We start from the raw sequence: 25,894 nt of genomic DNA, 5'->3' as shown, positions 1-25,894 counted from the left end.
CTTATTAGACCAGTCGTCTATTGATGGGGTGAAAAAATAACGCCGGGCAATACGCACCCGGCGTTAGGAAGGTTGGAAGCGAGGTTTTAGCCCAGCATCTCCAGTAGTTTTTTCGCGACAGCGGCCGAGCTGGCAGGGTTCTGGCCAGTGACCAGTTGCCCGTCGGCGACCACATGAACCTGCCAGTCAGCCACTTTCGAATAATGGCCGCCGAGACGCTGGAACTCGTCCTCGATCAGGAACGGCACGACGTCCGTCAGGCCGACGGCCTCTTCTTCGGAGTTGGTGAAACCGGTGACCTGGCGATGCTGGACCAGCGGTTTGCCGTCAGCGTTGAGGGCGTGACGCAACACCCCCGGCGCATGGCAGACAAAACCGTGGGGTTTGTTGGCGCGGTCAAACGCTTCGATCAACGCGATCGACTGCTTGTCTTCGGCCAGGTCCCACAGCGGGCCGTGGCCGCCCGGGTAAAACACCGCATCGAAATCATCGGCGCTGACGTCGGCCAAGCGCCCGGTATTGGCCAGTGCCTGTTGCGCGGCGGAGTCTTTGCGGAAGCGATCAGTCTCGGCGGTCTGCGCATCGGGCTCATCGCTTTTCGGGTCCAGCGGCGGCTGGCCACCGGCCGGCGAGACCAGTGTGACGTCGGCGCCGGCGTCCTTGAAGGCGTAGTAGGGCGCGGCGAACTCTTCCAGCCAGAAGCCGGTTTTCTTGCCGGTGTTGCCGAGTTGATCGTGGGAAGTCAAAACCATCAGGATTTTCATAGAGCACCTTGAGTCGATCAGGTGTCTTCGATTGAGCGAAGGATTCGCACATCGGCCACACCGGTCAGAAAACGTTTGTCGGGGCGCAGCATAGATTCCAATTAGACCAGTCGTCTAGTAATTTTTTATCCGGCGGTTTTTCATCGACAGGTATGGCAAACTTCCGTTCCTCGAAATATACGACTGGTCTATTGCCTGGTAATGTGCGCCCGATGAAACCGACCTACGACGACACCCGCCAACATTTGCTCGACACCGGCCACCGGATGATGGCCGAGAAGGGCTTCACCAGTGTCGGCCTCAACGAAATCCTGCAAACCGCCGGTGTGCCCAAGGGTTCGTTCTATCACTACTTCAAATCCAAAGAGTTGTACGGTCAGGCCTTGCTGGCGGATTACTTCGTCGGCTACCTCGCCGACATGGAGCGGCGCCTGACGCTGCCGGGGCTGAGCGCCTACGAGCGGCTGATGGATTACTGGCAGGGCTGGCAGAACCGCTGCACCCTCGAAGGGCACGGCGATGAGTGTCTGGTAGTCAAGCTCAGCGCCGAAGTCGCCGACCTGTCGGAGTCGATGCGTCTGACCTTGCGCGATGGCGCCGAGCAAGTGGTGGCGCGCATCACCCTGTGCATCGAGCAGGGCCAGGCTGAAAACAGTCTGCCCAAGGGCGATGCCCGGCATCTGGCGGAAACCTTGTATCAGTTGTGGTTGGGCGCCAGTTTGCTGAACAAGCTGCAGCGTACCGGGCAATCCCTGGATACTTCGATGGCAATGACGAAACAGCTTTTGCACGTTTGACCAAGGTTTTTTGTGCGATGCAATGGATGACACGCGTACTGGCACGCGGTCCGCTCAAACATACGAATGGGAATAAGTTTCAATAACGGAACACTTGGTATACCATCCGCGGCGCTTTGCTGGCGGTTTTACCCCTCGTTCTGGCCTATTCGTAAGGTTTTCATTTCATGCGTCGTACTCTGCTTTCAATTTGCGTGCTGCAGGCGTTGTCTTCTTCCTCATGGGCCGAACAGGCCGATTCAACATCCTCAGCGCTAGAGCTGGAGGCGACCGACGTGGTCGGCACGGCGGATTACGAACGAGCCGACGGCCCGGTGCAGGGTTATCGCGCGACACGTTCTGCCAGTGCCACCCGTACCGACACCTCGATCCATGAAACCCCGCAATCGATCAGCGTAGTGACCAAGGATGCGGTCGAAGACCTCGGCGCCACGCGTCTGCAGGATGCACTGGACTATGCCGGCGGCGTCGGCCGGGCGAACAATTTCGGCGGGCAGGGCCTGACCACATTCACCGTGCGCGGCTTCACCACCGGCGAGTTCTACCGCAACGGTTTCCCGATCAATCGCGGCTACCCGAACATGCCCGACGCCAACACCATCGAGCGTCTGGAAGTGCTGCGCGGGCCGGCGACGATGCTCTACGGTCGTGGCGATCCCGGCGGCACCTTCAATGTGGTTTCCAAGCAGCCTTTGGCCGAGCGCACGGTCACGCTGGGCAGTCAGTTGAATGATCAAGGCATGAAACGCGGCACGCTGGACGCTTCCGGCCCACTGGATGAAGACGGTCGCCTGGCCTATCGATTGAACGTCGTGGGTGAGGGCGGCGATACCTTCCGCGATCACGTCGAGACCGAGCGCTACGGCATCACGCCGGTGCTGACCTGGCAGGCCAGCGATGCCACCCGAGTGATCTTCGAGGGTGATTTCATGCGCAACAATCATCCACTGGATCGCGGCGTGACGCGTTACGCCAAGCAGATCGGCACCGCCTCGCGCGACACGTTTTTCGGCGAAAAAGACGCCGGCAAATTGCACAACGACAACAACATGGCGCAACTGCGCTTCGAACATCTGCTCAATGATGACTGGACGTTGGGCGGTGGTTTCCAGTGGCTCGACGGCTCGCTTGAGGGCAACGCGATCGAAGCCAACGGCATTGCCGATGACGGTCGAACCCTGGGGCGCAACTTCAACTACCGCAAACTGGAGTGGACCGACAAGGACACCCAGCTCAATCTGACCGGGCATTTCAGCACCGGTGGCTTGCAGCACACCTTGCTGACCGGCATCGAATACGAAGATTACGATTACAAGTCGATCATTCAGCGCTCCAGCGGCGCGGTCGGCGCCTACCCGATCGACATCTTCGATCCGGTCTACGGCCAGCCGCGTCCGGCGCTGACTCGCACGCCGACTCACGACAAGGAAAACCTCAAGACCTATGCCGCGTTCGTGCAGGATCAGGTGGCGTTGACCGAGCGTCTGAAGGTATTGGCCGGGGCGCGTTTCGAGCGTTTCGAGCACGACTATGAAACCTATGTGCCGGGCGGAAAAAACTGGCAGGCCAGCGACAACGCGGTGACGCCACGCCTCGGCGTGACCTACGATCTGACCGAGACCTTGGCGATCTATGCCGACACTGCACGTTCGTTCAAGCCCAACACCGGCGCGAGCCGCGTGGGCGGAGGCTTTGCACCGGAGAAAGGCAAGTCCTACGAAATGGGCGTCAAGTGGGAAGCGCTGGACCATCAGTTGAGCGTGGATGCAGCGATCTATCAGATCGAAAAACGCAACGTGCTGACCACCGACCCGGTGGACTCGACCTTCAGCGTGGCGGCCGGGGAAGTGCGCAGCCGTGGTTTCGACCTGAACGTCGCCGGCAACCTGACCCCCGAATGGCGGGTGATCGGCGGCTACGCCTACGTGGATGCCGAAGTGACCAAAGACAATGTGATCCGCTCGGGCACACGGTTGATGAACATTCCGCAAAACAGCTTCAGCCTGCTCAACGTTTACGAATTTCAGGACGGTGCATTCAAAGGCCTCGGCCTGGGCACCGGACTCAAGTACGTCGACGAGCGTGCTGGGCAAACCGCTAATACTGCGTTCTCGATGGACAGCTACACCGTCGTCGATTTGCTCGGCTTCTATAAGGTCAACGAGAAGGTGCGGCTTAATCTTGACGTGAAAAACCTGTTTGACCGGGATTATGAAGAGGGCGCGTTTGGTAATGTCTACGCCTATCCGGGTGCGCCGAGAACGGTGCAGGTGGGGATTTCCTATACCTTGTAAGCCGAGCTCGACGCTGCAACGGCTGCCCCTCACCCCAGCCCTCTCCCTGAGGGAGAGGGGGCCGACCGAGGTGTCTGGCGTTATGCATCGACCTGAAACATCGCGTCGATTATGGATTCATCGGTAATGCCTGACGGTAGTGGATTCACAGGCGCTATTGCACGTTGGCGCACATCGCCAACATCCCCCAATCGGTCCCTTTCCCTGCGGGAGAGGGGGCCGACCGAGGTGTCTTGCGCTATGCATCGACACGAAACATCGCGTCGATTATGGATTCATCGGTAATGCCTGACGGTAGTGGATTCACAGGCGCTATTGCACGTCGGCGCTCATCGCCAATATCCCCCAATCGGCTCCCTCTGCTGGGGGGCGAGGGAACCCACTGAGATGTCTTGCGCTATGCATCGACCTGAAAGATCGCGTCGATTACGGGTTCATCCGCAATGCTTGGCGGTCATGGATTCACAGACGCTATTGCACGTCGGCGCTCATCGCCAATATCCCCCAATCGGTTCCCTCTCCTGGGGGAGAGGGCTAGGGTGAGGGCAGCTGTTTCGGCACCTGCCACTTAACCAGTGACACAACCCTGCGGCGTCTTCCCGGCAAAGCTGTCCAGCAGACTCGCCACCACCATTTCTCCCATCCGCGTGCGCGTCTGCAATGTCGCGCTGGCGCGGTGCGGTTGCAGCACCACTTGCTCATTACCGAACAAGGCTTCCGGCACATTCGGTTCATCGACAAACACATCCAGCCCCGCACCGGCGATCTCGCCGGCAGCGAGTGCTGCCACCAAATCAGCCTCGTTGACCAGTTTGCCCCGTGCCACGTTGATCAGATAACCGTCCTTGCCCAAGGCCTGTAGTACGGAAGCATCGATGATGGCTTCAGCCTTGTCGGCAGCGGCGGCGAGAATCAGCGCATCGCTGTCGCGGGCCAACTGCTTGAGGTCGGCGACGAAAGTGTGGGGTGTATCGCTCATCGGTTGCAGGTCGGTGTAACTGATCGGACAGCCGAACGCCGCCGCTCGACTAGCCACCGCGCGGCCCACCCGGCCCATGCCGACAATACCGATACGCATGCCGGACACCTGACGCGCCAGCGGCAGCGGCGCCAGCGGTGTGGCGCTATGCGGCCATTGGCCCGAGCGTACATAGCGATCACTGGTACACAACCCGCGACACACGGAAATCAGCAGTCCGATGGCGAGGTCGGCGACGTCTTCGGTCAACGCGCCAATGGTCGCCGTCACGCGGATGCCGCGATCCCGAGCGTAAGCCAGGTCCACCGCATCGGTGCCGACGCCGTTGACCGCCACCACTTCAAGTTTCGGCAGTTGCGCCATGACGGCTTGGGTGATGCCGGTATGGCCACCGGTGATCACCCCGCGAATATTCGCGCCGTGCTCCTGTAAATACGCCTGTTTGTCCGCCTGCTGGAAATAGCGTCGGACCGTGAACAATTCGTCGAGACGCGTGTTGATTTCAGGAATCAGGATCGGGCTGAGCTGCAAGACTTCTGGCTTCATGTAAACCTCTCTTACCGAATAAAAAGGCCGGCTTAACCGCGGCCGGCAAACGGCATGGCGGTGGCCATGACGGTCATGTTCAGAACGTTGGCCGACAGCGGCAGGCCGGCGATGTAGCGCACGGCATCGGCGACATGCTTGACGTCGACCATCGGCTCCACGGCGATGCTGCCGTTGGCCTGACGTACACCTTTGGTCATGCGTACCGACATTTCGGTCAGGGCGTTGCCGATGTCGATCTGGCTGCAGGCGATGTTGAATTCGCGACCGTCCAGCGCCAGCGATTTGGTCAGCCCCAGCACCGCATGTTTGCTGGCGGTGTAGGCGCTGCTGAACGGGCGCGGAGTGTGTGCCGAAATCGAACCGTTATTGATGATGCGTCCGCCCTGTGGCTGTTGCCGGCGCATGAGGCCGAAGGCGCCACGGGCACACAGGAAAACCCCGTTGAGGTTGGTGTCGATCACGTTGCGCCACTGCTCGAACGTCAGTTCGTCCAAGGGCACAGCGGGGGCATTGACCCCGGCATTGTTGAAGACCACATCCAGACGCCCGTAGACCTCGGCAATGGTTGCGAAGAGCGCGTCGACACTGGCCGGGTCGCGCACATCGGTCGGCACCGCCAGGGCTTCGTGCCCCTCGCTTGCCGCCAGTTCGACCAATGCTTGCAACGGTTCCGGCCGGCGACCGGCAAGCACCAAAGTGTAACCGTCGGCTAGCAGGCCAAGCGCCACGGAGCGGCCGATTCCGCTGCCAGCGCCGGTGACCAGCGCGACTTTCAAAGGATGTGTGATGGACATTTTGTTGTTCTCCTGTCTTCAAATCACTGCGGCGTTCAGGCCCGTGGGCCGACGCGCATTTCCAGTTGGCCGATACCGTCGATGCCGGCATTGATCACATCGCCCGGTTGCAGGCCGTCGACGCCGGCGGGGCTGCCGGTCATGATCAGGTCGCCGGCCCTTAGCGCCACTGACTGGGAGATCCGGCTGATCACTTCAGCGACCGACCAGATCTGGCTGTCGAGGCTGTCGCGCTGACGCTCCTGGCCGTTGACGTTCAGCCACAACTCACCTTCGGGATGGCCTGCGCGGGTCACTGGCACGATGGCGGTCATCGGTGCGGCGCCGTCGAACACCTTGGCACCTTCCCATGGCAAACCGTTGCCCTTGGCGGCGCGCTGAACATCCCGACGGGTCAGGTCGAGGCCGGCGGCGTAACCCCAGACATAAGCCAGCGCCTCGCTCTCCGGAATATTCGCGCCACCTTCACCGATGGCCACCACCAACTCGATTTCGTGGGCGAAATCCTCGGTCAGCGAAGGGAATGCCACTTCACCGACGGCGTCGACGACGGTGCTCGCCGGTTTCATGAAAAACACCGGTGGCTGGCGCGACTGGCCGACGGCGTCTGGCCACGGGTAGTTGCGCCCGACACAAAATACCCGGCCAACGGGAAAACGTTGCTCACTGCCGACAACGGGCAAGGTCACGGGCAGATCCGGGGTGAAGACGTATTCAGTCATGTTCATCCTGTTATGAGTCCTGTTGGTAGCTTCAGCGTACGGCGGCAGTCGTTGGTGAAGTTGGACGAAAGCCGCCTCTAGTTGGAGAAAACGGTGCTGTTGGCGTCAGCGCACTTTCAATTCGATGCGGTACAAGCGGCCGAGCAGCAGTGAGTAGGAGAGGGTGCCAATCAGCGCCACGCTGCCAATGAACCAGAAGGCCCAGGCGAATGAGCCGGTCGCATGCACAATCGCGCCAATCACGATCGGCGTGACGATGCCGCCAATGTTGGCGGCGAGGCTGGTGACCCCGCCGGTCAAGCCGATCAGTTCCTTCGGCGCCACTTCCGACACGGCGGCCCACGAAGAAGAGGCGATGCCTTGGGCGAAGAACGCAATGGTCAGCACGGCGATGCAGATCGTGTTCGAGTCGGTAAAATTCACCAGCACGATGGACATGCCCAGCATCGAGCCGATCACCAGCGGCAACTTGCGAGCGAAGGACATCGAATAGCCACGGCGGATCAACAAGTCCGACACAATGCCGGCGAGAAGGATGCCGACCGTCGCGCCGACAAATGGCAGAACTGCGAAGATCCCGGCCTTGATCATGGTCAGCTGGCGTTCTTCGATCAGGTAGGTGGGGAACCAGGTCAGAAAGAAGTACAGCGCCGAGGTGCTGGCGAACTTGCCGATGCAAATCGCCCAGATTTGCCGGTAGCTGAACAGCTCGGCGATTTGTCGCCAGTTGAAGCGGGTACGTTCCTGACTGCTTTTGACCAGACCACCGCCGGCTTCGATGTACTTCAACTCTTCTTTGCTGACCTTCTTGCAGTTCAACGGATCGCGATACAGGTACAACCACAGCACGCCGAAGACGATGCCGAGCAGGCCGGTGCTGTAGAACACGTGACGCCAGTCGAAGGTGGTCGCCAGCCAGAGCAGCGCACCGGTAAACAGCGCCGTGCCCAGGTATTGCCCGCAGACGTAGATACTGCTGGCCAGACCGCGCTCCCGCGCCGGGAACCACACCGTCACCGCGCGACTGTTGGCCGGAAACGCCGGTGCTTCCATCGCACCGACCGCCAGACGCAAACCGAACAAGGACGCGAAGCCCGTGGCAAAGCCCTGGCACACGGTCACCGTTGACCAACTGATCAGCGACACGCCGTAAGTGAAGCGCGAACCGAAGCGGTCAGCGATAAACCCGGCAGGGACCAGAGCCAGGGCATAGGTCCAGGCAAATGCCGAGAAAATCAGGCCCATTTCAATCTTGTCTAGACCCAGGTCTTTGGCCATGAATGGCGCGGCAATCGAGATATTGACCCGGTCGATGTAATTGATGATCGTCGCAATCAGCAGCAGCGAGAGCATGAACCAGCGTCGCCGCGAGGGCAGGCGTTGCGGCAGGACGGCGTCTCGGGCGCCGTCTATCACCGGCGGCACGGTGGCTTGGGAAGCATGTGAATTCGACATGGAGAGACCTCGTTATTGTTAGAAGAATCGAGATGTTTTCGCGCAGCCGAAGGCGTTGCCCGCGATGGTCGGGGCATAGCAATCGATACTGGAGCGAACGGTGCGAGTAGCCGGCGTCAGACGTTTAGAAACGTCTTCCAGTCGGCGTGATCGGGACAATGTCGGGAGGGGCGGCGAGGGGGAAAAATTGAATCATGACGTGCACACCTGTGATTGTTTTTGGAAGAGGTTGGGCTGCGTCGGCTAACAGTGGTCGTACAACATCGGTAAAGCAACCGAGGAGTTAGAACGTTTTTTTTCTATGGCAGTGGCGTTGCTAAACCTGTCCAAGAAATAAATGGGTTAATCTCCTGATGAATTATTTAGATGTGTCGATTAATTAGTTGATTATTAACGATAAAAAATCGTAATTGTTTTTCGGCGGTTTTGGACAGGCTAAACGCCATATCGAAGATGAAAAATCCTTGGAGAGGCAGGTCGTCGTATGACTGCTTGCGTGCACTGCGTACATGTCTGCAAGATGACGGTCGTCAGTTCACTGCAAAATACCTGTCGAGGATTCCGCGCAGATGTCGTCACCCAGCCGTATTCCCACCTATGTCATGCAGCAGCGCAGCGAATTGACCGACTTCTACATCCGCGACAAAAAGGGCCGGCGCGCCGAGACCAGTCCCCATCGGCACGAGTATTTTCAGATCCAGATCAACCTCGGTGGCGACACCGTGCAGCACATCGGCAACGTCGAGCGCCCGTTCCCGCGCAATACCCTGGCATTCATCCTGCCGCACCGGGTGCACGTAATCCCGCATCCAGCGGACAGCAATTTCATGGTGATCAATTTTTCCCAGACCTTTCTGTTGCCGCATTTGCAGTGCGACCCGATGGACCTGGAGGAGGTGTCGATTCTGCTGGCGCCGGAGTTATCGCCATTCCGTTTTCAGGAGCATCTGGATTTTATTCTCGGGGATGAGGACTTCGCCAAGGTCTGTGCCTTGATCGAGCAGATGCGCACGCTGGACGAGAACCGTCAGTTTGGTACGCGCGAGATGCTCAAGGGCTTGCTGCTGCAACTGATTGGCAGCGTGTGTTTCCTTTACGCCGAGCCACTCAAGCGTTTGGCCGAGGAGAATGCGGCCGAGGTCAGCCGCCGGGATGCGCTGGGCCGCATGTTCGAATACTTGCGCAAGAACATTGCCGACCCCGATCTCAATCTGATCAAGGTGGCTGCGGCGACGTACCTGTCCCCGACCTATCTGACGCACTGGTTGCGCAAGGAAATCGGCAAGACCTTCACCGAACTGGTGCTTGAACGCAGGATGCACGCGGCACGCAATTTCCTGCTCAACAGCACACGCTCAGTGGGTGAGGTGGCGCGGTTGTGCGGCTTCGCTGACGAGGCGTATTTCTCCCGACGCTTTCGGCAGATTCACGGCCAGCCGCCGGGACAGTTTCGCCGCCGGCAACTCAATCCGGATACGCCGCAATCGCCGTTGGACACATAAGGGCTTGGGACACTAAGGCTGGAGCATCAAGGGCCGCCAGACGACAGGCGCAGTGCTGAGCGTGGCGGTCTGCTGCACAGGTTCGGGCGGTTGGTGATTTGCTTGTCCACTTTCGTGGTTGTTCTGCGTTTCGTCCTGTTCGCTGGCAGGGCGCTCTTCGGTATTGCAGGAAACGTTATCCATGGTTTTTTCGCCAACTGATGACAGGCATTTCGCTATTTGATCCGAACGATCACTTTGCCTTTTGCACGACCTTGCTCAACGTAGTTCAGTGCTTCGCCAGTCGACTCGTAGGCGAAGATGCGATCCAGCACCGGCGTGATGTGGCCGGCCTCGATGAGGGAGGTGATTTCTTGCAGCTGTGCACCGTTGGCCCGCATAAACAGGAAGCTGTAACGGACATCCTGCTTGCGCGCCTTGCGCCGAATGCTCAGGCTCAACAAGCGCATGACTTGCCGCAGCGGCCAGGCCAGGCCCTGCGCCTTGGCGAACTCGGCAGTTGGCGGGCCTGAAATGGAAATCAGCTGACCACCCGGTTTGAGTACCTTGAGCGAGTTTTCCAGGACGTCGGTGCCGAGGCTGTTCAGCACCACGTCGTAGTCGCGCAATTCGCGCTCGAAGTGCTGCTGTTTGTAATCAATCACCACATCTGCGCCTAGCGCTTTAACCCATTCGACATTCGCGGTGCTGGTGGTGGTCGCGACAACAGCGCCGAGGCGCTTGGCCAGTTGAATGGCGATTGTTCCGACACCGCCGGAACCGGCGTGAATCAGGACCTTCTGCCCCTTTTGCAAACGGGCGATGTCGACCAGCGCTTGCCAGGCTGTCAGGGCAACCAAGGGAATGCCGGCGGCTTGCTCCATACTGAGGTTGACGGGCTTTAACGCCACGGCGTTTTGCTCGACGGCGATTCGCTCGGCGAAGGTGCCGATTCGCTGTTCGGGCACGCGTGCATACACCGCGTCGCCGGGCTTGAAACCTTTGACCGCTGCGCCAACCTCAATCACCACGCCGGCACAATCGTTGCCCAGCACCAAGGGGAATGAGTACGGCAGAATCAGTTTGAACTCGCCGCTGCGAATCTTTGAATCGAGTACGTTGACGCTGGCTGCATGGACTTCAATCAGCACGTCATGGGCGCCGGATACAGGCTCGCAGACATCGCCAATACGCCCGTTCTGCTTGCCGTAACGATCGATAAAATAAGCTTTCATGGTGGATACGGCTCTCACTGTTTGGGGAAGGGCTGCGTTGCCTGAGCGGATTACCTCAATGGTCGAGAAACGCCTGCGCCTTGCTGACAAAGTCAGCGTAGTTCTGGAAAATCGCGCCGTGTCCGGCGTCTTCATAAATGATCAGTTGCGCGTAGGGAATCCGCTTCGCCAGGTCAATCGAGTTGACCGTGGGCACCATGATGTCGCTGTCACCGTTGACCACCAGCGTCGGGATTTGCAGGCCGCCAAGGTTCTGCGGCGTCTGTTTTTCCCATGCCTTGATGGCTCTCAACTGCCGTAGAAAAGCGCTGGGTGTCGGGCGCTTGTCGCGGTCTTTGCGGCGTTCTTTCAGGCGTTGCAAAAAGTCTGTCGCGGCCCGGCGTCCGTTGGCGGTTGTGGTGAAAAACAGGTGGAACTTGGGATCGCGCAGGGTCAGCAAACCCTTGAACATCAGTGGCCAGGAAACCGCACCGACCTTGGCGATACCGACTCCGCCAGCCGGTCCGGTGCCGGTCAGAATCAGGCGCCGCACCAACGCGGGCGCTTTGAGCGCGATGTCCTGAGCAACGAATCCGCCGAGGGAAAAACCCAGCAGATCGACGCTGGTGAATTCCAGCGCAGCGATCAGGCTGATGACGTCGTCGGCCATCTGCGCGACGGTCAGGGGCGCGGTGCCGCCTGAGCCACCGACACCGCGATAGTCAATGGCGAGCACGCGCCGGGTTCGCGCCAGACCATCGACGATTCGCGGGTCGAAGTCGTCAAGTGCCGCGCCCCAATGATTGAGCAGGATCAGCGGCACCGCCGATTTCGGGCCGAGGTCGCGATAGGCGAAGGCCGTGCCGCCAACCAAAATCGATTGGTTGGCGGCGTTGACGAAAGGCATTTGTTCCACTGTAATCACGCCAGATAGCGCTGGGCGACTGCCGACTGGCGGATCTGTGCCAGCAGGCCCTGCCGCGCGGTCTGCAAGGCATCCCAGCGCTCACCTTCATGCAGCGGTGGAATGGTCACCGGTTCGCGACGATCGAAACCGACCAACGCTGCATCGACCAGATCGGTGACTTCCATGATCTCGCTCAAGGTGTTGATATCGATGCCTGCGCGATCCCAGATCTCGGTACGCGTCGCGGCCGGCAGCACGGCTTGTACGTAGACGCCCAACGGCGACAGTTCCAGACTCAGGCCCTGAGACAGGAACAGGACAAACGCTTTGGTCGCGCCGTAGACCGACATGCCGAACTCCGGGGCCAGACCGACCACCGAGCCGATGTTGATGATGGCGCCGTCACCGGCCTTTGCCAGACGGGGAGCGATGGCGCTGGCGAGCCGCACCAGTGCCGTGGTGTTGAGGGCGACCAGATTGGCCACTTTGTCGGTGCTCTGCTCGATGAAGTTGCCGGACTGCGCGGCGCCCGCGTTATTGACGAGGATGCCAATGCGCGCATCGTCGCGCAGGCGCGTTTCGACGGTGTGCAGATCGCTGAGTTGGGTCAGGTCGGCCTGCAGCACATCAATGGCGACGCTGTATTCGCTGCGCAACTTCGCGGCGAGCGTTTCCAGGCGCTGAAGATCGCGGGCGACCAGCACCAGATCATGCCCGCGTTGGGCGAAACGTTCGGCGTAAACCGCGCCGATGCCGGTCGAGGCGCCAGTGATAAGAACAGTAGGGTGGGCGTTCATAGGGTCATCTCTTTTCACAAAAACGATTAAGGAGAGGCAGTAAATACGCTGGTGCTCGGCTTACTGAGCACTAGCGCTCCATTCAGCCAAGGTCGGATAGTCGATGTAGCCTTCCGCACCGCCGCCATACAGGGTGGCGGGGTTGAAACCGGCCAGCGGCGCACCGGCCGCCAGGCGCTCGACCAGATCGGGATTGCCAATGAACGGGCGACCGAAGGCGATCAGATCGGCGTGGTCCTCGGCAATCCGCGCGTTCGCCAGCTCGAGGTCGTAGCCGTTGTTGGCGATGTAGGTGTTTTTGAATCGCTGGCGCAGAGCGCCGAAATCGAACGGCGCGACATCGCGCGGCCCGCCGGTTGCGCCTTCGACCACATGCAGATAAACGATGCCCAGCGCATCGAGTTGCTCGACGATGTAATCGAACTGCCCTTGCGGGTCGCTGCTCGACACCCCGTTGGCCGGCGACACCGGCGAGAGGCGAATGCCGGTGCGATCTGCGCCAATCTCGGCGACGACTGCTGCCGTCACTTCCAGCAACAAGCGCGCACGATTTTCAATCGAGCCGCCGTAGGCATCGGTGCGCACGTTGGCGCCATCCTTGATGAATTGATCGAGCAAATAGCCGTTGGCACCGTGGATTTCCACACCATCGAACCCAGCGGCGATCGCGTTGACCGCTGCCTGGCGGAAATCGTTGACGATCCCCGGGAGTTCGCTGATCTCCAGTGCTCGTGGCGCGGAAACGTCTTCAAAACGGTTGTTGACGAACACTTTGGTCGCCGGGCGTATCGCCGAGGGCGCTACAGGTGCGGCGCCGTTTTCTTGAAGATCAACATGTGAAACACGACCGACATGCCACAGTTGCAGAAAGATCTTCGCGCCTTGTTCGTGCACCGCAGCGGTCACCTTGCGCCAGCCATCGATCTGCGCCTGCGTGTAAATCCCCGGGGTGTCCTGATAGCCCTGGCCCTGTCGGGAGATCTGCGTCGCTTCAGAAATCAGCAGGCCAGCGGAGGCGCGCTGGCTGTAATAGGTGGCTGCGAACTCACTGGGCACAAAGCCTTCGCCCGCTCGATTGCGGGTCAGCGGCGCGAGAACGATGCGATTCGCCAGCGTCAGGGAGCCAAGCGTGTACGGCGTGAACAGATTTTGATCGGTCATGGGGTTTGATCCGTGCCTGTGGATGAGCAGCGATAACTTCTGTAATTAGGATGATGATCGAAATCTAAACTGTCAACGGTTTTGATTATGGCCGACATCTATGTATCATCTGCGCATGATTTTTCAGCGGAGGTATTGCACGTGAGAGTGACCAAAGCCCAGGCGCAGGCAAACCGCGAGCACATCGTCGAGACCGCTTCGGTGTTGTTCCGTGAGCGAGGTTTTGACGGTGTCGGCGTTGCGGACCTGATGGCGGCGGCCGGATTTACCCATGGCGGTTTCTACAAACACTTCGGCTCGAAGGCCGACCTGATGTCCGAAGCCTCGGCCAACAGCCTTGCGCGCTCGTTGGTCGGTGCCGAAATGGTCGATGTTCAAGGTTTCATCGACGCTTATGTCTCGAAAGAACATCGGGACGGGCGGGGCAGCGGTTGCACCATGGCCGCTTTGTGCGGCGACGCAGCGCGTCAGTCTGACGATGTGAAAACGGCGTTTGCCGAGGGGATCGAACGCACGCTGCAGACGCTCGGCGACAAGTACCCGACAGGGCCCGACGCGGCATCTGGTGAGGGGCGAGTGAAAATGATCGACATGCTGGCGCGGGCGGTGGGCGCGATTATTCTGTCGCGTGCCTGCCCGGATGATTCAGCGCTGGCCGATGAAATCCTTGCGGTATGCCACGCTGAAATGACCGCGTCATTGCTGATATCTGCCGACAGTGCAGAAGTGCCTGGTTGATCGGTATTGTCCTTTTTGAGTTGACGGTGAAACGCTTTTCAGCCGATTTATCCCGTCCCTGTGCGTCAGTAATCTGTACCCAACTTGAACGCAACAACAACTTCTAAAACTCAAAAGGGAAGCAGACCATGACCACTCCAACCTATAACCGCCTGAACAAAGACGACGCCATCGTGCTGCTGGTCGACCACCAGACCGGCCTTATTTCCCTGGTGCAGGACTTCTCGCCAAACGAGTTCAAGAACAACGTGCTGGCCCTGGCCGATCTGGCCAAGTTCTTCGAACTGCCGACCATCCTCACCACCAGCTTCGAACAAGGCCCGAACGGCCCGTTGGTACCGGAACTGAAAGAGATGTTCCCGGATGCGCCGTACATCGCTCGTCCTGGTCAGATCAACGCGTGGGACAACGAAGATTTTGTGAAGGCAATCAAGGCCACCGGGCGCAAGCAGATCATCATTGCCGGTGTGGTCACGGATGTCTGCGTAGCGTTCCCGACCTTGTCGGCGCTGGCGGAAGGATTTGAGGTGTTTGTGGTGACTGATGCGTCCGGCACCTTCAACACCACCGTGCAACAAGCCGCGTGGAGTCGCATGACTCAGGCCGGCGCGCAAATGATGAACTGGTTCTCGGTGGCGTGTGAGCTGCACCGCGACTGGCGCAACGACATTGAAGGTCTGGGTAATCTGCTGTCGCAGCGGATCCCGAACTACCGCAACCTGATGAACAGCTACTCGGCGCTGACCGCACAGCAGAAGTAAGCCTGCGCGATGTAAACGAAAAGCCTGCCCTGAAAAGCAGGCTTTTTCTGTTTTCTGCCGCTGCGCCTATCAGAACGGCGTTTCTAGACGGTCGACGGCATCCCTTCCTTTTCGCCGCCACGGCTTTTGAACGCCAGTGCGAAACACAGCAGAACCACCACCGAAAATCCTGCCGGGAACAGCCATATACTTCTCCAGTCGTGGCCGTTTTGCGCGGTGAAGTGGTCAGTGATCTGACCCGCCACCCAGAATCCGATCAGCATGCCCACACCGTAAGTGGCCAAGGTGATCAGGCCCTGAGCCGAGCTGCGGAAGCGCTCGGGCGCTTTGGCATCGGTGTAGATCTGCCCACAGACGAAGAAAAAGTCATAACACACGCCGTGCAGTGCAATACCGATCAGCAGCATGAACGCTTGGTCACCATTGTTGCCGTAGGCGAACAACACATAGCGCAAGGCCCAGGCCAGCATCCCGACCAGTAAGGCAATCTTGATGCCGAAACGCTGGATGAACAGGGGTAGCAGAAGCATGAACAGCACTTCGGAGACCTGACCCAGAGCCATCTTCGCGGTGGGGTTGGTGACACCGATTTCGGCCAGAAACGGATTGGCATTCTGGTAATAGAACGCCAGAGGAATGCAGATCAGGATGGACGCGAGAAAGAACACCAGATAACTGCGATCCTTGAGCAGGCCCAATGCGTCCATCCCCGCCATCTGTTTGATACCAGGTGTATCGGTGGTGGATTTCAACGGTGCGGTTTTCGGCAGGCTGAAACTGTAGAGGCCCAACACCAGCGAGGCCACGGCGGACATCAGGAACGTGTTGCGCAAACCGCCTGCAGCAATCGTCTGTTGAGCGTCCCAGGCAAAGCCGAAACTGATCACGATGCCGGCGACGATCCAGCCAACGGTGCCCCACACGCGGATGCGGGAAAACTCCCGGGCCGGGTCTTTGATCTGTCTGAAGGCTACCGCGTTGACCAGGGCCAGCGTTGGCATGTAGACCAGCATGTAGGCCAGCACATAGGGATAAAACGCGCTGAAATCAGTTGCCCGATAAAGCTGAAAGAGCAGCACCGCGCCCAGCAGGTGCAGCACTGCCAAGATGCGTTCGGCATTGAAAAAGCGATCAGCAATCAGACCAACGACAAACGGCGCAATGATCGCGCCCCACGACTGCGTGGAGAACGCCATTCCCACCTGGCCGCCGCTGGCTGCCAGTGTCGTGGTGAGAAAGGTGCCGAGGGTGACGAACCAGCCGCCCCAGATAAAAAACTGCAGAAACATCATGACGCTGAGTCGCGCATTCATTACGTTCATTTCAATCACCGTATTATTTTTATGTCGGTAACAGCGTGGTAATCAGGGTTCGCCAAGGCCCAGCAGACGCCGGTTGGATTGCTCGTCAGCACTCACACTGGCGAAATCGTCGAATGCCTTGCGGGTTCGGGTGATCATGTGTCGCTCGATGAAGGCCGCCCCTTCGGCAGCGCCTTGCGCGGCGTCTTTCAGACAGCATTCCCACTCCAGCACGGCCCAACCGTTGAAGTCGTATTGAGTCAGTTTGCTGAAGATCGCTTTGAAGTCGATCTGGCCATCGCCCAATGAACGAAACCGCCCCGGGCGATCAACCCAGCCCTGATAGCCGCCGTAGACGCCGGATCGCGCGTTGGCGTGAAACTCCGCATCCTTGACGTGGAACATGCGGATGCGCGCGTGGTAGCGATCGATGAAGCCCAGGTAGTCCATTTGCTGCAGCAACAGATGGCTCGGGTCATACAGAATTGCCGCGCGCGGATGATGATTCACCGCTTCAAGGAATTGTTCGAAAGAGGCGCCATCGTGCAGGTCTTCGCCGGGGTGGATCTCGTAGCAGAGGTCGACACCGGCCTCATCGAAGCATTCGAGGATCGGCAACCAGCGTTTCGCCAATTCGGCAAAGCCCTGTTCCACCAGGCCGGCAGGGCGTTGCGGCCATGGGTAGACGTAGGGCCAGAGCAGGGCGCCGGAAAAGGTCGCGTGGGCGGTCAACCCCAAGCGCTGACTGGCGCGCGCCGCCAGTTTCAACTGGTTGATCGCCCATTCGGTGCGTGCTTGCGGATTGCCACGCAGCGCTGCCGGGGCGAAGTCATCGAAGAGTGCGTCGAACGCCGGATGCACCGCGACCAGTTGGCCTTGCAGGTGCGTCGACAGCTCGCTGATCACCACGCCGGCCTTGGCGCATACGGCGATGAGTTCGTCGCAATAATCCTGACTGTCGGCGGCGCGTTCGAGGTCGATGAAGCGCGTGCCGAGGGTTGGCAACTGGATGGCTTTGTAGCCTTGAGAAGCTGCCCATTGCGCGATGTTGGCCAAGGTATCGAAAGGCGCTTCGTCGGCGATGAATTGGGCGAGAAAGATGCCGGGGCCGCGCATCCCGCTCGGGCGTTGTTGATTAAAGTTCATTGGCGGTTGCTCCATTGGCAAGGTCAGGTATTGCAGTCCATTTGGCTTCGCCACAATGATTGGCGATGGCGGTCTCGATGAAGGCCATGCCGCGCAGCCCGGTGGCTATGCCGGGAACGCCCGGTGCGTCAGGGCCGCTCGCACCCTGGAAAATGGCCTGCGCGAGGTCACCGTAGAGATTGGCCATGGCCTCGAGGTAGCCTTCCGGGTGCCCGGCGGGCAAGCGCATGCGCCGCGTGGCGTTTGCGCACAGCCAAGGTTGACCAAGGCCCGAGCGCAGCACGCGCATCGGCTCATTCAAGGGGCGATGGATCAGACTGGCGGGCTCTTCCTGACGCCATTCCAGCCCGCCCTTGTCGCCATACAGACGAATCTTCAGCGGGTTCTCTTCGCCGGCGCACACTTGGCTGGCGATCAATACGCCGCTGGCGCCGTCGGCCATTTTGAACAGCATCGAGGCGTCGTCATCCAGTTGGCGACTGCTCAAATGCGACCCGAGCATCGCGCTGATGAACTGGATGGGTTGACCGGCGACAAACTCCGCGAGGGAAAACGCGTGCGTGCCGATGTCACCGATGCAGCCACCGATGCCGGATTGTTCAGGATTGTCGCGCCAGCCCGCCTGTTTGTTGCCTTGGCCAGCCACATCGCTGCTGAGCCAGCCTTGCGGGTATTCGACGAGGACTTTGCGCAGACGCCCGATTTCACCGTTGGCGACCATCTCGCGTGCCTGCCAGACCATCGCATACCCCAGGTAGGTATGTGCCAAGGCGTAGATCCGCTGGCTGTTGTTGACCACGCGGGCCAAGTCCTGCACTTGCGCCAGATTGAGCGCAGCGGGCTTTTCACTGAACACATGGAAACCCGCACTCAGTGCTGCACTGGCGATAGGGGCGTGCAGGTGATTAGGCGTGACGATCACCAGCAGTTCCATGCGCTGATCGGCCGGCAGTGCGTGCTCGGCGGCCAGCATGTCTTGCCAGGCGTCATAGCAGCGTTGCGCAGGCAGCCCAAGCGCCGCACCACTGCGTTGATTGTTGTGGGCGTCGCGGCTGAACGCACCGCAGACCAGTTCGAAGCGTCCATCGAGGCCGGCGGCTTGCCGGTGTGCCTGGGCGATGAAGGCGCCTTCACCACCGCCGACGAAGCCCATTCTTATTTTTCTACCTGCTGCAATCATGGCAATTGTCTCAGTGGATTCATGCGGAACATTGATGATGTAACCGGTTACATCGTCGGCGAAATCTAGGCCTGAAATCAGCGAGTGTCAAACCGTGTCTGACGAATGCCAACGTTTCGGCGTGTGACGCTGTGCGGTAAGCTCGACGGCCGATTTGATTGAAAGAGCGAGGCAGTCTTGTCCAATATCCGCGAAGTGGCACGGCTGGCGGGTGTCTCGGTAGCAACGGTGTCGAGAACATTGAAGTCCCCCGAGCGTGTGCTGCCCGATACCCGCGAGCGGGTCATGGCCGCCGTCCAGCAAACCGGCTATCGACCGAATTTGATGGCGGTGCAGTTTCGCTCGCGCAGAACGGGCAACCTGGTGATTCTGGTCCCGACTATTGCCAACACTTTTTTCGCCAAGGTGATCAGCGGCGCACAGAAAGCCGCGCAGGCCGCCGGATACCGGTTGCTGTTGTGCGACACCCAGGGCCAGGCATCACTTGAGCGCCAGTTCGCTGATCTGGTGTACGCCCATCAAGCCGATGGCGTGATTCAGTTGCGTGCCTTTGATCCATTCGATGAATCCGCCGCCGAGCCAGTGCTGACCCCGATCGTCAATGCCTGCGAAGTCATCCGGCACGGACGGCATCCAACGATCAGTCTGGATAACGTTGCGGCGGCCAAAGCCATGACCGAGTACCTGATCGCGATGGGGCATCAGCGCATCGGACTGATCAAAGGACCCAAAGGCAGCCCGCTCACGCGTGATCGTCTGGCGGGGTATGAGGCGGCCCTGCGCGACGCCGGTCTTGCGCTGGACAACACGCTCATCTGTCACGGCGATTTCACCCTGGACGCTGGCTATTCGGGTGCCGGGAAACTGCTCGCGCTCGACAACCGACCGAGCGCGCTGTTTTGTGAAAATGACGAAATGGCCATCGGCGCGCTCAAGAGCATTAAAGAGCAGGGGCTGCGTGTGCCGGAGGATATTTCTCTCGCCGGATTCGACGATATTCCAATGGCCGCGTACTGCGATCCACCGCTGACGACCATTGCCCAGCCCGCCGAAATGTTCGGCGAGAAGGCCGTGGAAATGCTGATTGCGCTGATCGAGAAACAGCCGTTGCCGCAACGGCATGTGGTGTTGCCGTTCACATTGACGAAGCGCGACAGCACGGCGCGGGGACCTGCAGCTGATAAATGACCCCGTGACTGCTCCGCGCAGGTTTGTCAGTGGTGCCAGTTTTTCAGACTCACCGGCAGCCGGAAAATTGTCCTTTTTGAGTTGACGGTGAAACGCTTTTCAGCCGATTTATCCCGTCCCTGTGCGTCAGTAATCTGTACCCAACTTGAACGCAACAACAACTTCTAAAACTCAAAAGGGAAGCAGACCATGACCACTCCAACCTATAACCGCCTGAACAAAGACGACGCCATCGTGCTGCTGGTCGACCACCAGACCGGCCTTATTTCCCTGGTGCAGGACTTCTCGCCAAACGAGTTCAAGAACAACGTACTGGCCCTGGCGGATCTGGCCAAGTTCTTCGAACTGCCGACCATCCTCACCACCAGCTTCGAACAAGGCCCGAACGGCCCGTTGGTACCGGAACTGAAAGAGATGTTCCCGGATGCGCCGTACATCGCTCGTCCTGGTCAGATCAACGCGTGGGACAACGAAGATTTTGTGAAGGCGATCAAAGCTACCGGTCGCAAGCAAATCATCATTGCCGGTGTGGTCACGGATGTCTGCGTAGCGTTCCCGACCTTGTCGGCGCTGGCGGAAGGATTTGATGTGTTTGTGGTGACTGACGCCTCCGGCACCTTCAACACCACCGTGCAACAAGCCGCGTGGAGCCGCATGACTCAGGCTGGTGCGCAGATGATGAACTGGTTCTCGGTGGCGTGTGAGCTGCACCGCGACTGGCGCAACGACATTGAAGGTCTGGGTAACCTGCTGTCGCAGCGGATCCCGAACTACCGCAACCTGATGAACAGCTACACGGCGCTGACCGCACAGCAGAAGTAAGCCTGCGCGACCACACAAAAGCCTGCCATGAAAAGCAGGCTTTTGTGTTGCGCCGATTCAATCAGCGTCAACCGCCCACTCATCACGAAACTGCAACAGAAAGTCGACAAACGCCCTGACCCGTTGCGGCACATACCGTCCATGCGGATACAGCAAGGTGTAAGGTCGCGAGCGCCCGGCGTACGGCTTAAGTACCTCGACCAAGCTGCCGTCCGCCAGCTCCTTTTCGACAATGAACTTGTACGTCTGGAAGACCCCGGCACCATGTCTGGCCAGCGTGACACCGCCGAGCACGTCATCGGAGCAGGAGTAACCGCCGTCGGAAATCACTTCGCGATCGTGGCCGTTTTCCTGGAACAGCCAGGAAATCCGCCGCCCGCTGCTCGGCAGTTCGAACTGAATACATTCGTGTTGCACCAGATCCTCAAGCGTCTGCGGTGTGCCAGCCTTTTTCAGATAGTCGGGGGAGGCGACCACCACCAGTTTGGCATCCTCCAGCAGCCGCGCGACCATGGTCGAGTCCGGTTGGGCGCGGACGCGGATCGCCAGGTCGTAGCCTTCGCCGACGAAGTCGATATTGCGGTTGCCCAAGTGGATGTCGACGGTGACGTCAGGGTAGAGCGCGCGGAATTTTGGCAGCAGCGGCAGAATGCGGTGGTGCCCGTAAGTGGTGGGCAGGCTGATGCGCAACTGACCGGACGGTGACGACTGTGCGCCCATGACTTCTTGTTGCGCTTCGACCAGTTGCGTCAGCGCCTGGCTGCACTGGACGAAAAAGTTTCTGCCCGCTTCGGTCAAGCGAATGCTGCGGGTAGTTCGGGCAAACAAGCGTGAACCCAATCTTTTTTCGAGGCGAAGAATCGACCGGCTCACCGCGGCCGGCGTCACACCCGCAAGCTGCGCGGCGGCGGTGAAGCTGCCGGCTTCAGCGGCGAGGCAAAAGAGTTCGATGCTGCCTAACTGCAAGTCTTCAAAGTGGCGCTTCATGGAATAAGCCTGAGGATCAACTGACGGTTCATTCTCAGGTTTATCTCATGAAGCGGCACCGCCGGTACACACCGGCAGTGCCGTGGGGAGGTGTCAATGGCCAGCGCTTTGACCACCGTCGACATGGAGGATTTCGCCGGTCACGAACTTCGCACTGTCCAGGTAAAGGATCGCTTGCACGATGTCGTCGATCTCACCCATATGCCCAACCGGGTGCAGGCTACCGAGGGCGGCGTGAGTCTCTTCGCCGTGCATCGGTGTCTTGATGATGCCGGGCGACACCGCGTTGACCCGAATGCCGCGCTTGGCGTACTCGATGGCCAGGGATTTGGTCGCCGCGTTGATGCCACCTTTGGTCAGCGACGCGAGCACCGACGGTACGCCGTCAATCGCATGATCGACCAAACTGGTGGTGACGCTGACGATGTGGCCGCTGGCGTTTTTCTCCATTTCGGCAATGGCCAATTGCGAGATGTGGAAGAAGCCGCTCATGTTGGTCGCCACCACTTGTGCGTAGTCTTCCTTGCTGTACTCGGTGAAAGGCTTGGCGACGAATATCCCGGCGTTATTGACCAGCGTGTCGATGCGCCCGAAACGAGCAACGGCTTCGCGAATCACACGTTCGGCGGTCAGCGGGTCGGCGATGTCACCGGCGACGGCGAGAACATCCGCGTCAGTGGACGGTTTGATCGAACGGGAGGTCGCGACAACCTGATAGCCGCGTTCACGGAAACCCTTGACCAGGCCTGCGCCAATGCCTTGCGAGGCGCCGGTGATCACTACAACTTTTTTGGACGTGCTCATGATGTTTCCTCATGCAATCTGAATGGTTTGAAAAAACGAAGTTCGGGTGTCAGGCGTGAGCCGCAATCTGCGCGGCTTGACGTAACGCTTGCTCGTAATAAGCGACGGACTGGGAACCGGGGATGACCTGTTTGTCATCAAGGACCATGGCCGGAACCGAGTCGATGCCGCGCTGCTGGTAAAACCGTTCAAGTTCGCGCACGGCCTGGCTGAACTCTGCATTGGCCAGAACCTCTTGCGCACGCTGACTGTCGAGCCCGACTGCGCCTGCCAGCATCACCAGCGTGGCGTGGTCATTCGGGTTCTTGCCGTCAGTGAAGTAGGCCTTGAGCAAGGCTTGCTTCAACTCACGCTGACGTCCTTGTGTGGCGGCCCAGAACAGCAGTCGATGGGCATCGAAGGTGTTGTGGAAATGGCTGCGTTTTTCCAGGTCGAAGTGAAAACCGATCTGCTCGCCGCGTTCGATGATCATCGCGTTGCGATCTGCCACTTGCTCAGCGCTGCGCCCGTATTTGCGCATCATGTGCTCGATGGCGTGTTCACCTTCGGCGGGCATGTCGGGGTTCAGTTCGAACGGTTTGTAGGTCAGTTCCACGTCGACTTCGCCCGCCAGATTCCGGATCGCTTGCTCCAGAGCGGTGGCGCCCAATGCGCACCAGGGGCAAACGACATCCGAGACGAAATCGATTTTCACGGCCCGGCTCATGACTGCGAGTCCGCCAACTGTTGGCGATATTCGGTGGTGGTGATGCCGGCGTAACCCCAGTTATCGGTGTCGACTTCCTCGATCACGATGTGGGTGAGTTTCGGGTCCTTGTGCAGCACCCGCTGCATCGTTTCGGTGATTTCCTTGATGACCTGGGCTTTCTGTTCCCGGGTCACGCCGTCACGGGTGATACGTACGCTGATGAAAGGCATTTGGGGTATCTCCAGTCGCTGGCCCGTCGGAGTGATGGGCGGCTGTTGGAGAGGACTTTAAGAGGCAGGAGAGAATTGATAAATGGGGCTTGGGGTACATCATTTATGATGTGGTGTATCAAATGAGGGCGCGCGAGCAGTCATCCTGTGCACGCGTTTTCTCAGTGCGAAACGCTGGCGCTCAGGCCAGCAGCTCGGTAATCCAGCGTGTCTGTTGCGTCAGGTCTTGCACCTTTCCATCCGGTAAACCCTGCTGCGCATGGGCGAGTTGGCTCAGCGTCTTCTGCTTATGGTGAAGTTTGTGCTGCCATTTGCGCAGAAACTCGGGGCTGCGGGCCTGCATCTGCAAGGGGCCGAAGTACAGTTCCTTGTCGGTATAGATCACCGGTTCAGCGCGTTCGGCGACGATGATTTCGTAGTCGAAGCGGTTTTCCCGCAGCAGCTCTTCGCTGAGGATGCGGTAGCCGTTTTCCATCAGCCACTGGCGCAAGGGTTGTTCGCCGCCGTTGGGTTGCAGGATCAGACGTTCCTGGCCGTTGAGGTGGGCCTTGCCGCTGTCGAGGATGTCGCGGATGGTTTCACCGCCCATGCCGCAGACGCTGATGGCGGTGATGCCGTCGTCAGGTTTGATTGCTGCCAGACCATCGGCCCGGCGCACACTGATTTGCTGCTGCAGATCATTCTCGCGCACGGTGCGTTCAGCCGCGTGGAACGGCGTCGACGCGACTTCGCCAGCCACGGCCGCGCTGATCAGACCACGGCGCATTAGCGCCACCGGCAGATAGCCGTGATCCGAGCCGATATCCGCCAATCGCGCACCGGCAGGTACGTGGGCAGCCACCCGCTCAAGGCGCATGGACAATGTCTGTTCGTTCAACGGCAACCCCTTGATGGCAGGCAAAGGGGTGCGACTCTGGCGAGCAACGCCGGACCTGTCAAATCCCGGCGACGGAATTCAATGGCCCATTGGCCGCGCTGAACGGCCAATGGGCGCTGAGGCTTAGCCGGCCAACGTTGCGTTGTCGATCACGAAACGATATTTCACATCGCCCTGGAGCATGCGCTCGTAGGCGTCGTTGATCTGGTCGGCGCGGATCAGTTCGATGTCGGAAACGATGCCGTGCTCGGCACAGAAATCGAGCATTTCCTGAGTTTCGGCAATGCCGCCGATCATCGAGCCGGCAATCGTGCGGCGCTTCATGATCAGGTTGAACACGTTCGGCGAAGGATGCGACGTCGCAGGCGCGCCGACCAGCGTCAACGCACCATCGCGCTTGAGCAGCACCAGGAATGCATCGAGATCGTGCGGCGCGGCGACGGTGTTGAGGATCAGGTCGAAGCTCTTGGCGTGTGCGGCCATTTCTTCGGCATTGCGCGACACCACAACCTCATCGGCGCCAAGCGCTTTGGCCGCTTCGCGTTTGGATTCAGAGGTAGTGAATGCGACAACGTGGGCGCCCAGAGCGTGAGCCACTTTGATGCCCATGTGGCCGAGGCCACCGATGCCAACCACGCCGACTTTCTTGCCCGGTCCCGCATTCCAGTGACGCAGCGGCGAGTAGGTGGTGATGCCCGCGCACAGCAGCGGTGCGACGGCGGCCAGTTGCGCTTCAGGATGACGGATGCGCAACACGTAGCGTTCATGCACAACGATGTTTTGCGAGTAGCCGCCCAGCGTCCAGCCCGGCGCATCCGCGGTCGGGAAGTTGTAGGTGCCGATCATGCCGTCGCAATAGTTTTCCAGACCGCTTTCGCAGTCATCGCAATGTTTGCAGCTGTCGACGATGCAACCGACGCCGACCAGATCACCGACCTTATAGTCCGACACATGTGCGCCGACGGCGGAAACGCGACCGACGATTTCATGCCCCGGTACGCATGGGAATTGTGTACCGGCCCATTCCGCGCGCACCTGGTGCAGATCCGAATGGCAGATGCCACAAAAGGCGATATCGATCTGCACATCATGGGCGGCCGGCGCGCGGCGGTTTATCTGCATCGGTTCAAGGGGTTTGTCGCCCGCGTGGGCGCCGTAGGCTTGTACAAGCATGGGAACATCCTCGATCGGTTTGTCGTAAGGCATTGTTTCTTTTCCGGCGCTTCGGGCACTAGTGCATTCCTGTGCAATCCTTGCC

25 protein-coding genes are annotated in these 25,894 nt (G+C 59.5%); 7 read left to right on the top strand and 18 right to left on the bottom strand.

Annotation, left to right across the window (positions count from 1 at the left end; all coding sequences use genetic code 11):
• Window positions 1-86: 86 nt before the first annotated feature.
• Window positions 87-764: a type 1 glutamine amidotransferase domain-containing protein gene (locus PspS49_RS17270; RefSeq protein WP_127928502.1), complete on the bottom strand. Its 678-nt coding sequence runs from the start codon at window positions 762-764 to the stop codon at window positions 87-89.
• 212 nt (window positions 765-976) lie between these two features.
• Here PspS49_RS17270 and PspS49_RS17265 point away from each other — a divergent pair, with 212 nt between their 5' ends.
• A complete protein-coding gene (locus PspS49_RS17265; RefSeq protein ID WP_150750925.1) occupies window positions 977-1,561 on the top strand; it encodes a TetR/AcrR family transcriptional regulator in 585 nt (194 codons plus the stop codon).
• Window positions 1,562-1,728: 167 nt separating this feature from the next.
• Entirely contained in the window at window positions 1,729-3,855 is a 2,127-nt protein-coding gene (locus PspS49_RS17260; protein ID WP_160040688.1) for a TonB-dependent siderophore receptor, read from the top strand.
• Between the two features lie 568 nt (window positions 3,856-4,423).
• Here the strand turns inward: PspS49_RS17260 and PspS49_RS17255 are convergent.
• The 4 genes from PspS49_RS17255 to PspS49_RS17240 all read right to left on the bottom strand — a co-directional run bounded on the left by PspS49_RS17255 (window position 4,424) and on the right by PspS49_RS17240 (window position 8,354).
• Window positions 4,424-5,380, bottom strand: coding sequence for a 2-hydroxyacid dehydrogenase (locus PspS49_RS17255; RefSeq protein WP_150750927.1), 957 nt, complete (start codon window positions 5,378-5,380; stop codon window positions 4,424-4,426).
• Between the two features lie 32 nt (window positions 5,381-5,412).
• Window positions 5,413-6,171 carry an SDR family oxidoreductase gene (locus PspS49_RS17250; RefSeq protein ID WP_122599609.1) on the bottom strand — a complete coding sequence of 253 codons (759 nt, stop codon included), beginning with the start codon at window positions 6,169-6,171 and terminating at the stop codon, window positions 5,413-5,415.
• A 41-nt stretch (window positions 6,172-6,212) separates the two neighbouring features.
• Complete coding sequence (locus PspS49_RS17245; RefSeq protein WP_150776312.1) at window positions 6,213-6,905, bottom strand: fumarylacetoacetate hydrolase family protein; 693 nt, start codon at window positions 6,903-6,905, stop codon at window positions 6,213-6,215.
• Between the two features lie 99 nt (window positions 6,906-7,004).
• Window positions 7,005-8,354 (bottom strand): MFS transporter, encoded by a 1,350-nt coding sequence (locus tag PspS49_RS17240; RefSeq protein ID WP_160040685.1) that lies wholly within the window; start codon window positions 8,352-8,354, stop codon window positions 7,005-7,007.
• Between the two features lie 569 nt (window positions 8,355-8,923).
• Here PspS49_RS17240 and PspS49_RS17235 point away from each other — a divergent pair.
• On the top strand, window positions 8,924-9,856 hold the full coding sequence (locus PspS49_RS17235) for an AraC family transcriptional regulator (RefSeq protein ID WP_160040682.1): 933 nt from the start codon (window positions 8,924-8,926) through the stop codon (window positions 9,854-9,856).
• 215 nt (window positions 9,857-10,071) lie between these two features.
• Here PspS49_RS17235 and PspS49_RS17230 read toward each other — a convergent pair whose 3' ends face one another.
• From PspS49_RS17230 to PspS49_RS17215, 4 genes are read right to left on the bottom strand one after another with little or no spacing between them, the layout of a single operon-like run.
• Window positions 10,072-11,070, bottom strand: coding sequence for an NADP-dependent oxidoreductase (locus PspS49_RS17230; RefSeq protein ID WP_160040679.1), 999 nt, complete (start codon window positions 11,068-11,070; stop codon window positions 10,072-10,074).
• A gap of 55 nt (window positions 11,071-11,125) precedes the next feature.
• Window positions 11,126-11,956, bottom strand: a complete 831-nt coding sequence (locus tag PspS49_RS17225) for an alpha/beta hydrolase (RefSeq protein WP_160040676.1) — start codon at window positions 11,954-11,956, stop codon at window positions 11,126-11,128.
• Between the two features lie 14 nt (window positions 11,957-11,970).
• The gene (locus PspS49_RS17220; RefSeq protein ID WP_116029652.1) at window positions 11,971-12,753 is read right to left on the bottom strand and encodes an SDR family oxidoreductase; all 783 of its coding nucleotides are present in this window, start codon (window positions 12,751-12,753) and stop codon (window positions 11,971-11,973) included.
• Between the two features lie 60 nt (window positions 12,754-12,813).
• Window positions 12,814-13,914, bottom strand: coding sequence for an alkene reductase (locus PspS49_RS17215; protein WP_160040673.1), 1,101 nt, complete (start codon window positions 13,912-13,914; stop codon window positions 12,814-12,816).
• Between the two features lie 141 nt (window positions 13,915-14,055).
• On the opposite strand from PspS49_RS17215, the gene PspS49_RS17210 reads away from it, so the two are divergent.
• Window positions 14,056-14,652, top strand: coding sequence for a TetR family transcriptional regulator (locus PspS49_RS17210; protein WP_127928479.1), 597 nt, complete (start codon window positions 14,056-14,058; stop codon window positions 14,650-14,652).
• A gap of 128 nt (window positions 14,653-14,780) precedes the next feature.
• Window positions 14,781-15,413, top strand: a complete 633-nt coding sequence (gene ycaC, locus PspS49_RS17205; RefSeq protein ID WP_007915995.1) for an isochorismate family cysteine hydrolase YcaC — start codon at window positions 14,781-14,783, stop codon at window positions 15,411-15,413.
• A gap of 83 nt (window positions 15,414-15,496) precedes the next feature.
• Here ycaC (PspS49_RS17205) and PspS49_RS17200 read toward each other — a convergent pair whose 3' ends face one another.
• From PspS49_RS17200 to PspS49_RS17190, 3 genes are read right to left on the bottom strand one after another with little or no spacing between them, the layout of a single operon-like run.
• The gene (locus PspS49_RS17200) at window positions 15,497-16,735 is read right to left on the bottom strand and encodes a nucleoside permease (RefSeq protein ID WP_160040670.1); all 1,239 of its coding nucleotides are present in this window, start codon (window positions 16,733-16,735) and stop codon (window positions 15,497-15,499) included.
• A gap of 42 nt (window positions 16,736-16,777) precedes the next feature.
• Entirely contained in the window at window positions 16,778-17,860 is a 1,083-nt protein-coding gene (locus PspS49_RS17195) for a sugar phosphate isomerase/epimerase family protein (protein WP_160040668.1), read from the bottom strand.
• Window positions 17,850-19,013 carry a Gfo/Idh/MocA family oxidoreductase gene (locus PspS49_RS17190; protein WP_174245065.1) on the bottom strand — a complete coding sequence of 388 codons (1,164 nt, stop codon included), beginning with the start codon at window positions 19,011-19,013 and terminating at the stop codon, window positions 17,850-17,852. The genes PspS49_RS17195 and PspS49_RS17190 overlap by 11 nt, the downstream gene beginning before the upstream one ends.
• Before the next feature lie 204 nt (window positions 19,014-19,217).
• Between PspS49_RS17190 and PspS49_RS17185 the strand changes: the two genes are divergently transcribed.
• Window positions 19,218-20,228, top strand: a complete 1,011-nt coding sequence (locus PspS49_RS17185; protein ID WP_160040664.1) for a LacI family DNA-binding transcriptional regulator — start codon at window positions 19,218-19,220, stop codon at window positions 20,226-20,228.
• 189 nt (window positions 20,229-20,417) lie between these two features.
• Window positions 20,418-21,050 (top strand): isochorismate family cysteine hydrolase YcaC, encoded by a 633-nt coding sequence (gene ycaC / locus PspS49_RS17180; protein ID WP_160040662.1) that lies wholly within the window; start codon window positions 20,418-20,420, stop codon window positions 21,048-21,050.
• Window positions 21,051-21,107: 57 nt separating this feature from the next.
• Here the strand turns inward: ycaC (PspS49_RS17180) and PspS49_RS17175 are convergent, their stop codons facing one another.
• The 6 genes from PspS49_RS17175 to PspS49_RS17150 form a co-directional block, all read right to left on the bottom strand.
• Entirely contained in the window at window positions 21,108-22,037 is a 930-nt protein-coding gene (locus PspS49_RS17175) for a LysR family transcriptional regulator (RefSeq protein WP_160040660.1), read from the bottom strand.
• Between the two features lie 93 nt (window positions 22,038-22,130).
• Window positions 22,131-22,841 (bottom strand): SDR family NAD(P)-dependent oxidoreductase, encoded by a 711-nt coding sequence (locus tag PspS49_RS17170; protein WP_160040658.1) that lies wholly within the window; start codon window positions 22,839-22,841, stop codon window positions 22,131-22,133.
• Window positions 22,842-22,890: 49 nt separating this feature from the next.
• Window positions 22,891-23,547, bottom strand: a complete 657-nt coding sequence (locus tag PspS49_RS17165) for a DsbA family oxidoreductase (RefSeq protein ID WP_160040656.1) — start codon at window positions 23,545-23,547, stop codon at window positions 22,891-22,893.
• A complete protein-coding gene (locus tag PspS49_RS17160; RefSeq protein ID WP_016987787.1) occupies window positions 23,544-23,759 on the bottom strand; it encodes a 4-oxalocrotonate tautomerase family protein in 216 nt (71 codons plus the stop codon). Before PspS49_RS17160 ends, PspS49_RS17165 begins: the two co-directional genes overlap by 4 nt.
• A 181-nt stretch (window positions 23,760-23,940) precedes the next feature.
• A complete protein-coding gene (locus PspS49_RS17155) occupies window positions 23,941-24,636 on the bottom strand; it encodes a tRNA (adenine(22)-N(1))-methyltransferase TrmK (RefSeq protein WP_316916589.1) in 696 nt (231 codons plus the stop codon).
• A 123-nt stretch (window positions 24,637-24,759) separates the two neighbouring features.
• Window positions 24,760-25,809 carry an NAD(P)-dependent alcohol dehydrogenase gene (locus PspS49_RS17150; protein ID WP_160040654.1) on the bottom strand — a complete coding sequence of 350 codons (1,050 nt, stop codon included), beginning with the start codon at window positions 25,807-25,809 and terminating at the stop codon, window positions 24,760-24,762.
• Window positions 25,810-25,894: the final 85 nt, after the last annotated feature.

Source organism: Pseudomonas sp. S49 (assembly GCF_009866785.1).
Classification (GTDB): domain Bacteria; phylum Pseudomonadota; class Gammaproteobacteria; order Pseudomonadales; family Pseudomonadaceae; genus Aquipseudomonas.
Note: the sequence above shows the minus strand (reverse complement) of the source record. Positions and strands in the feature narration are given on the sequence as shown.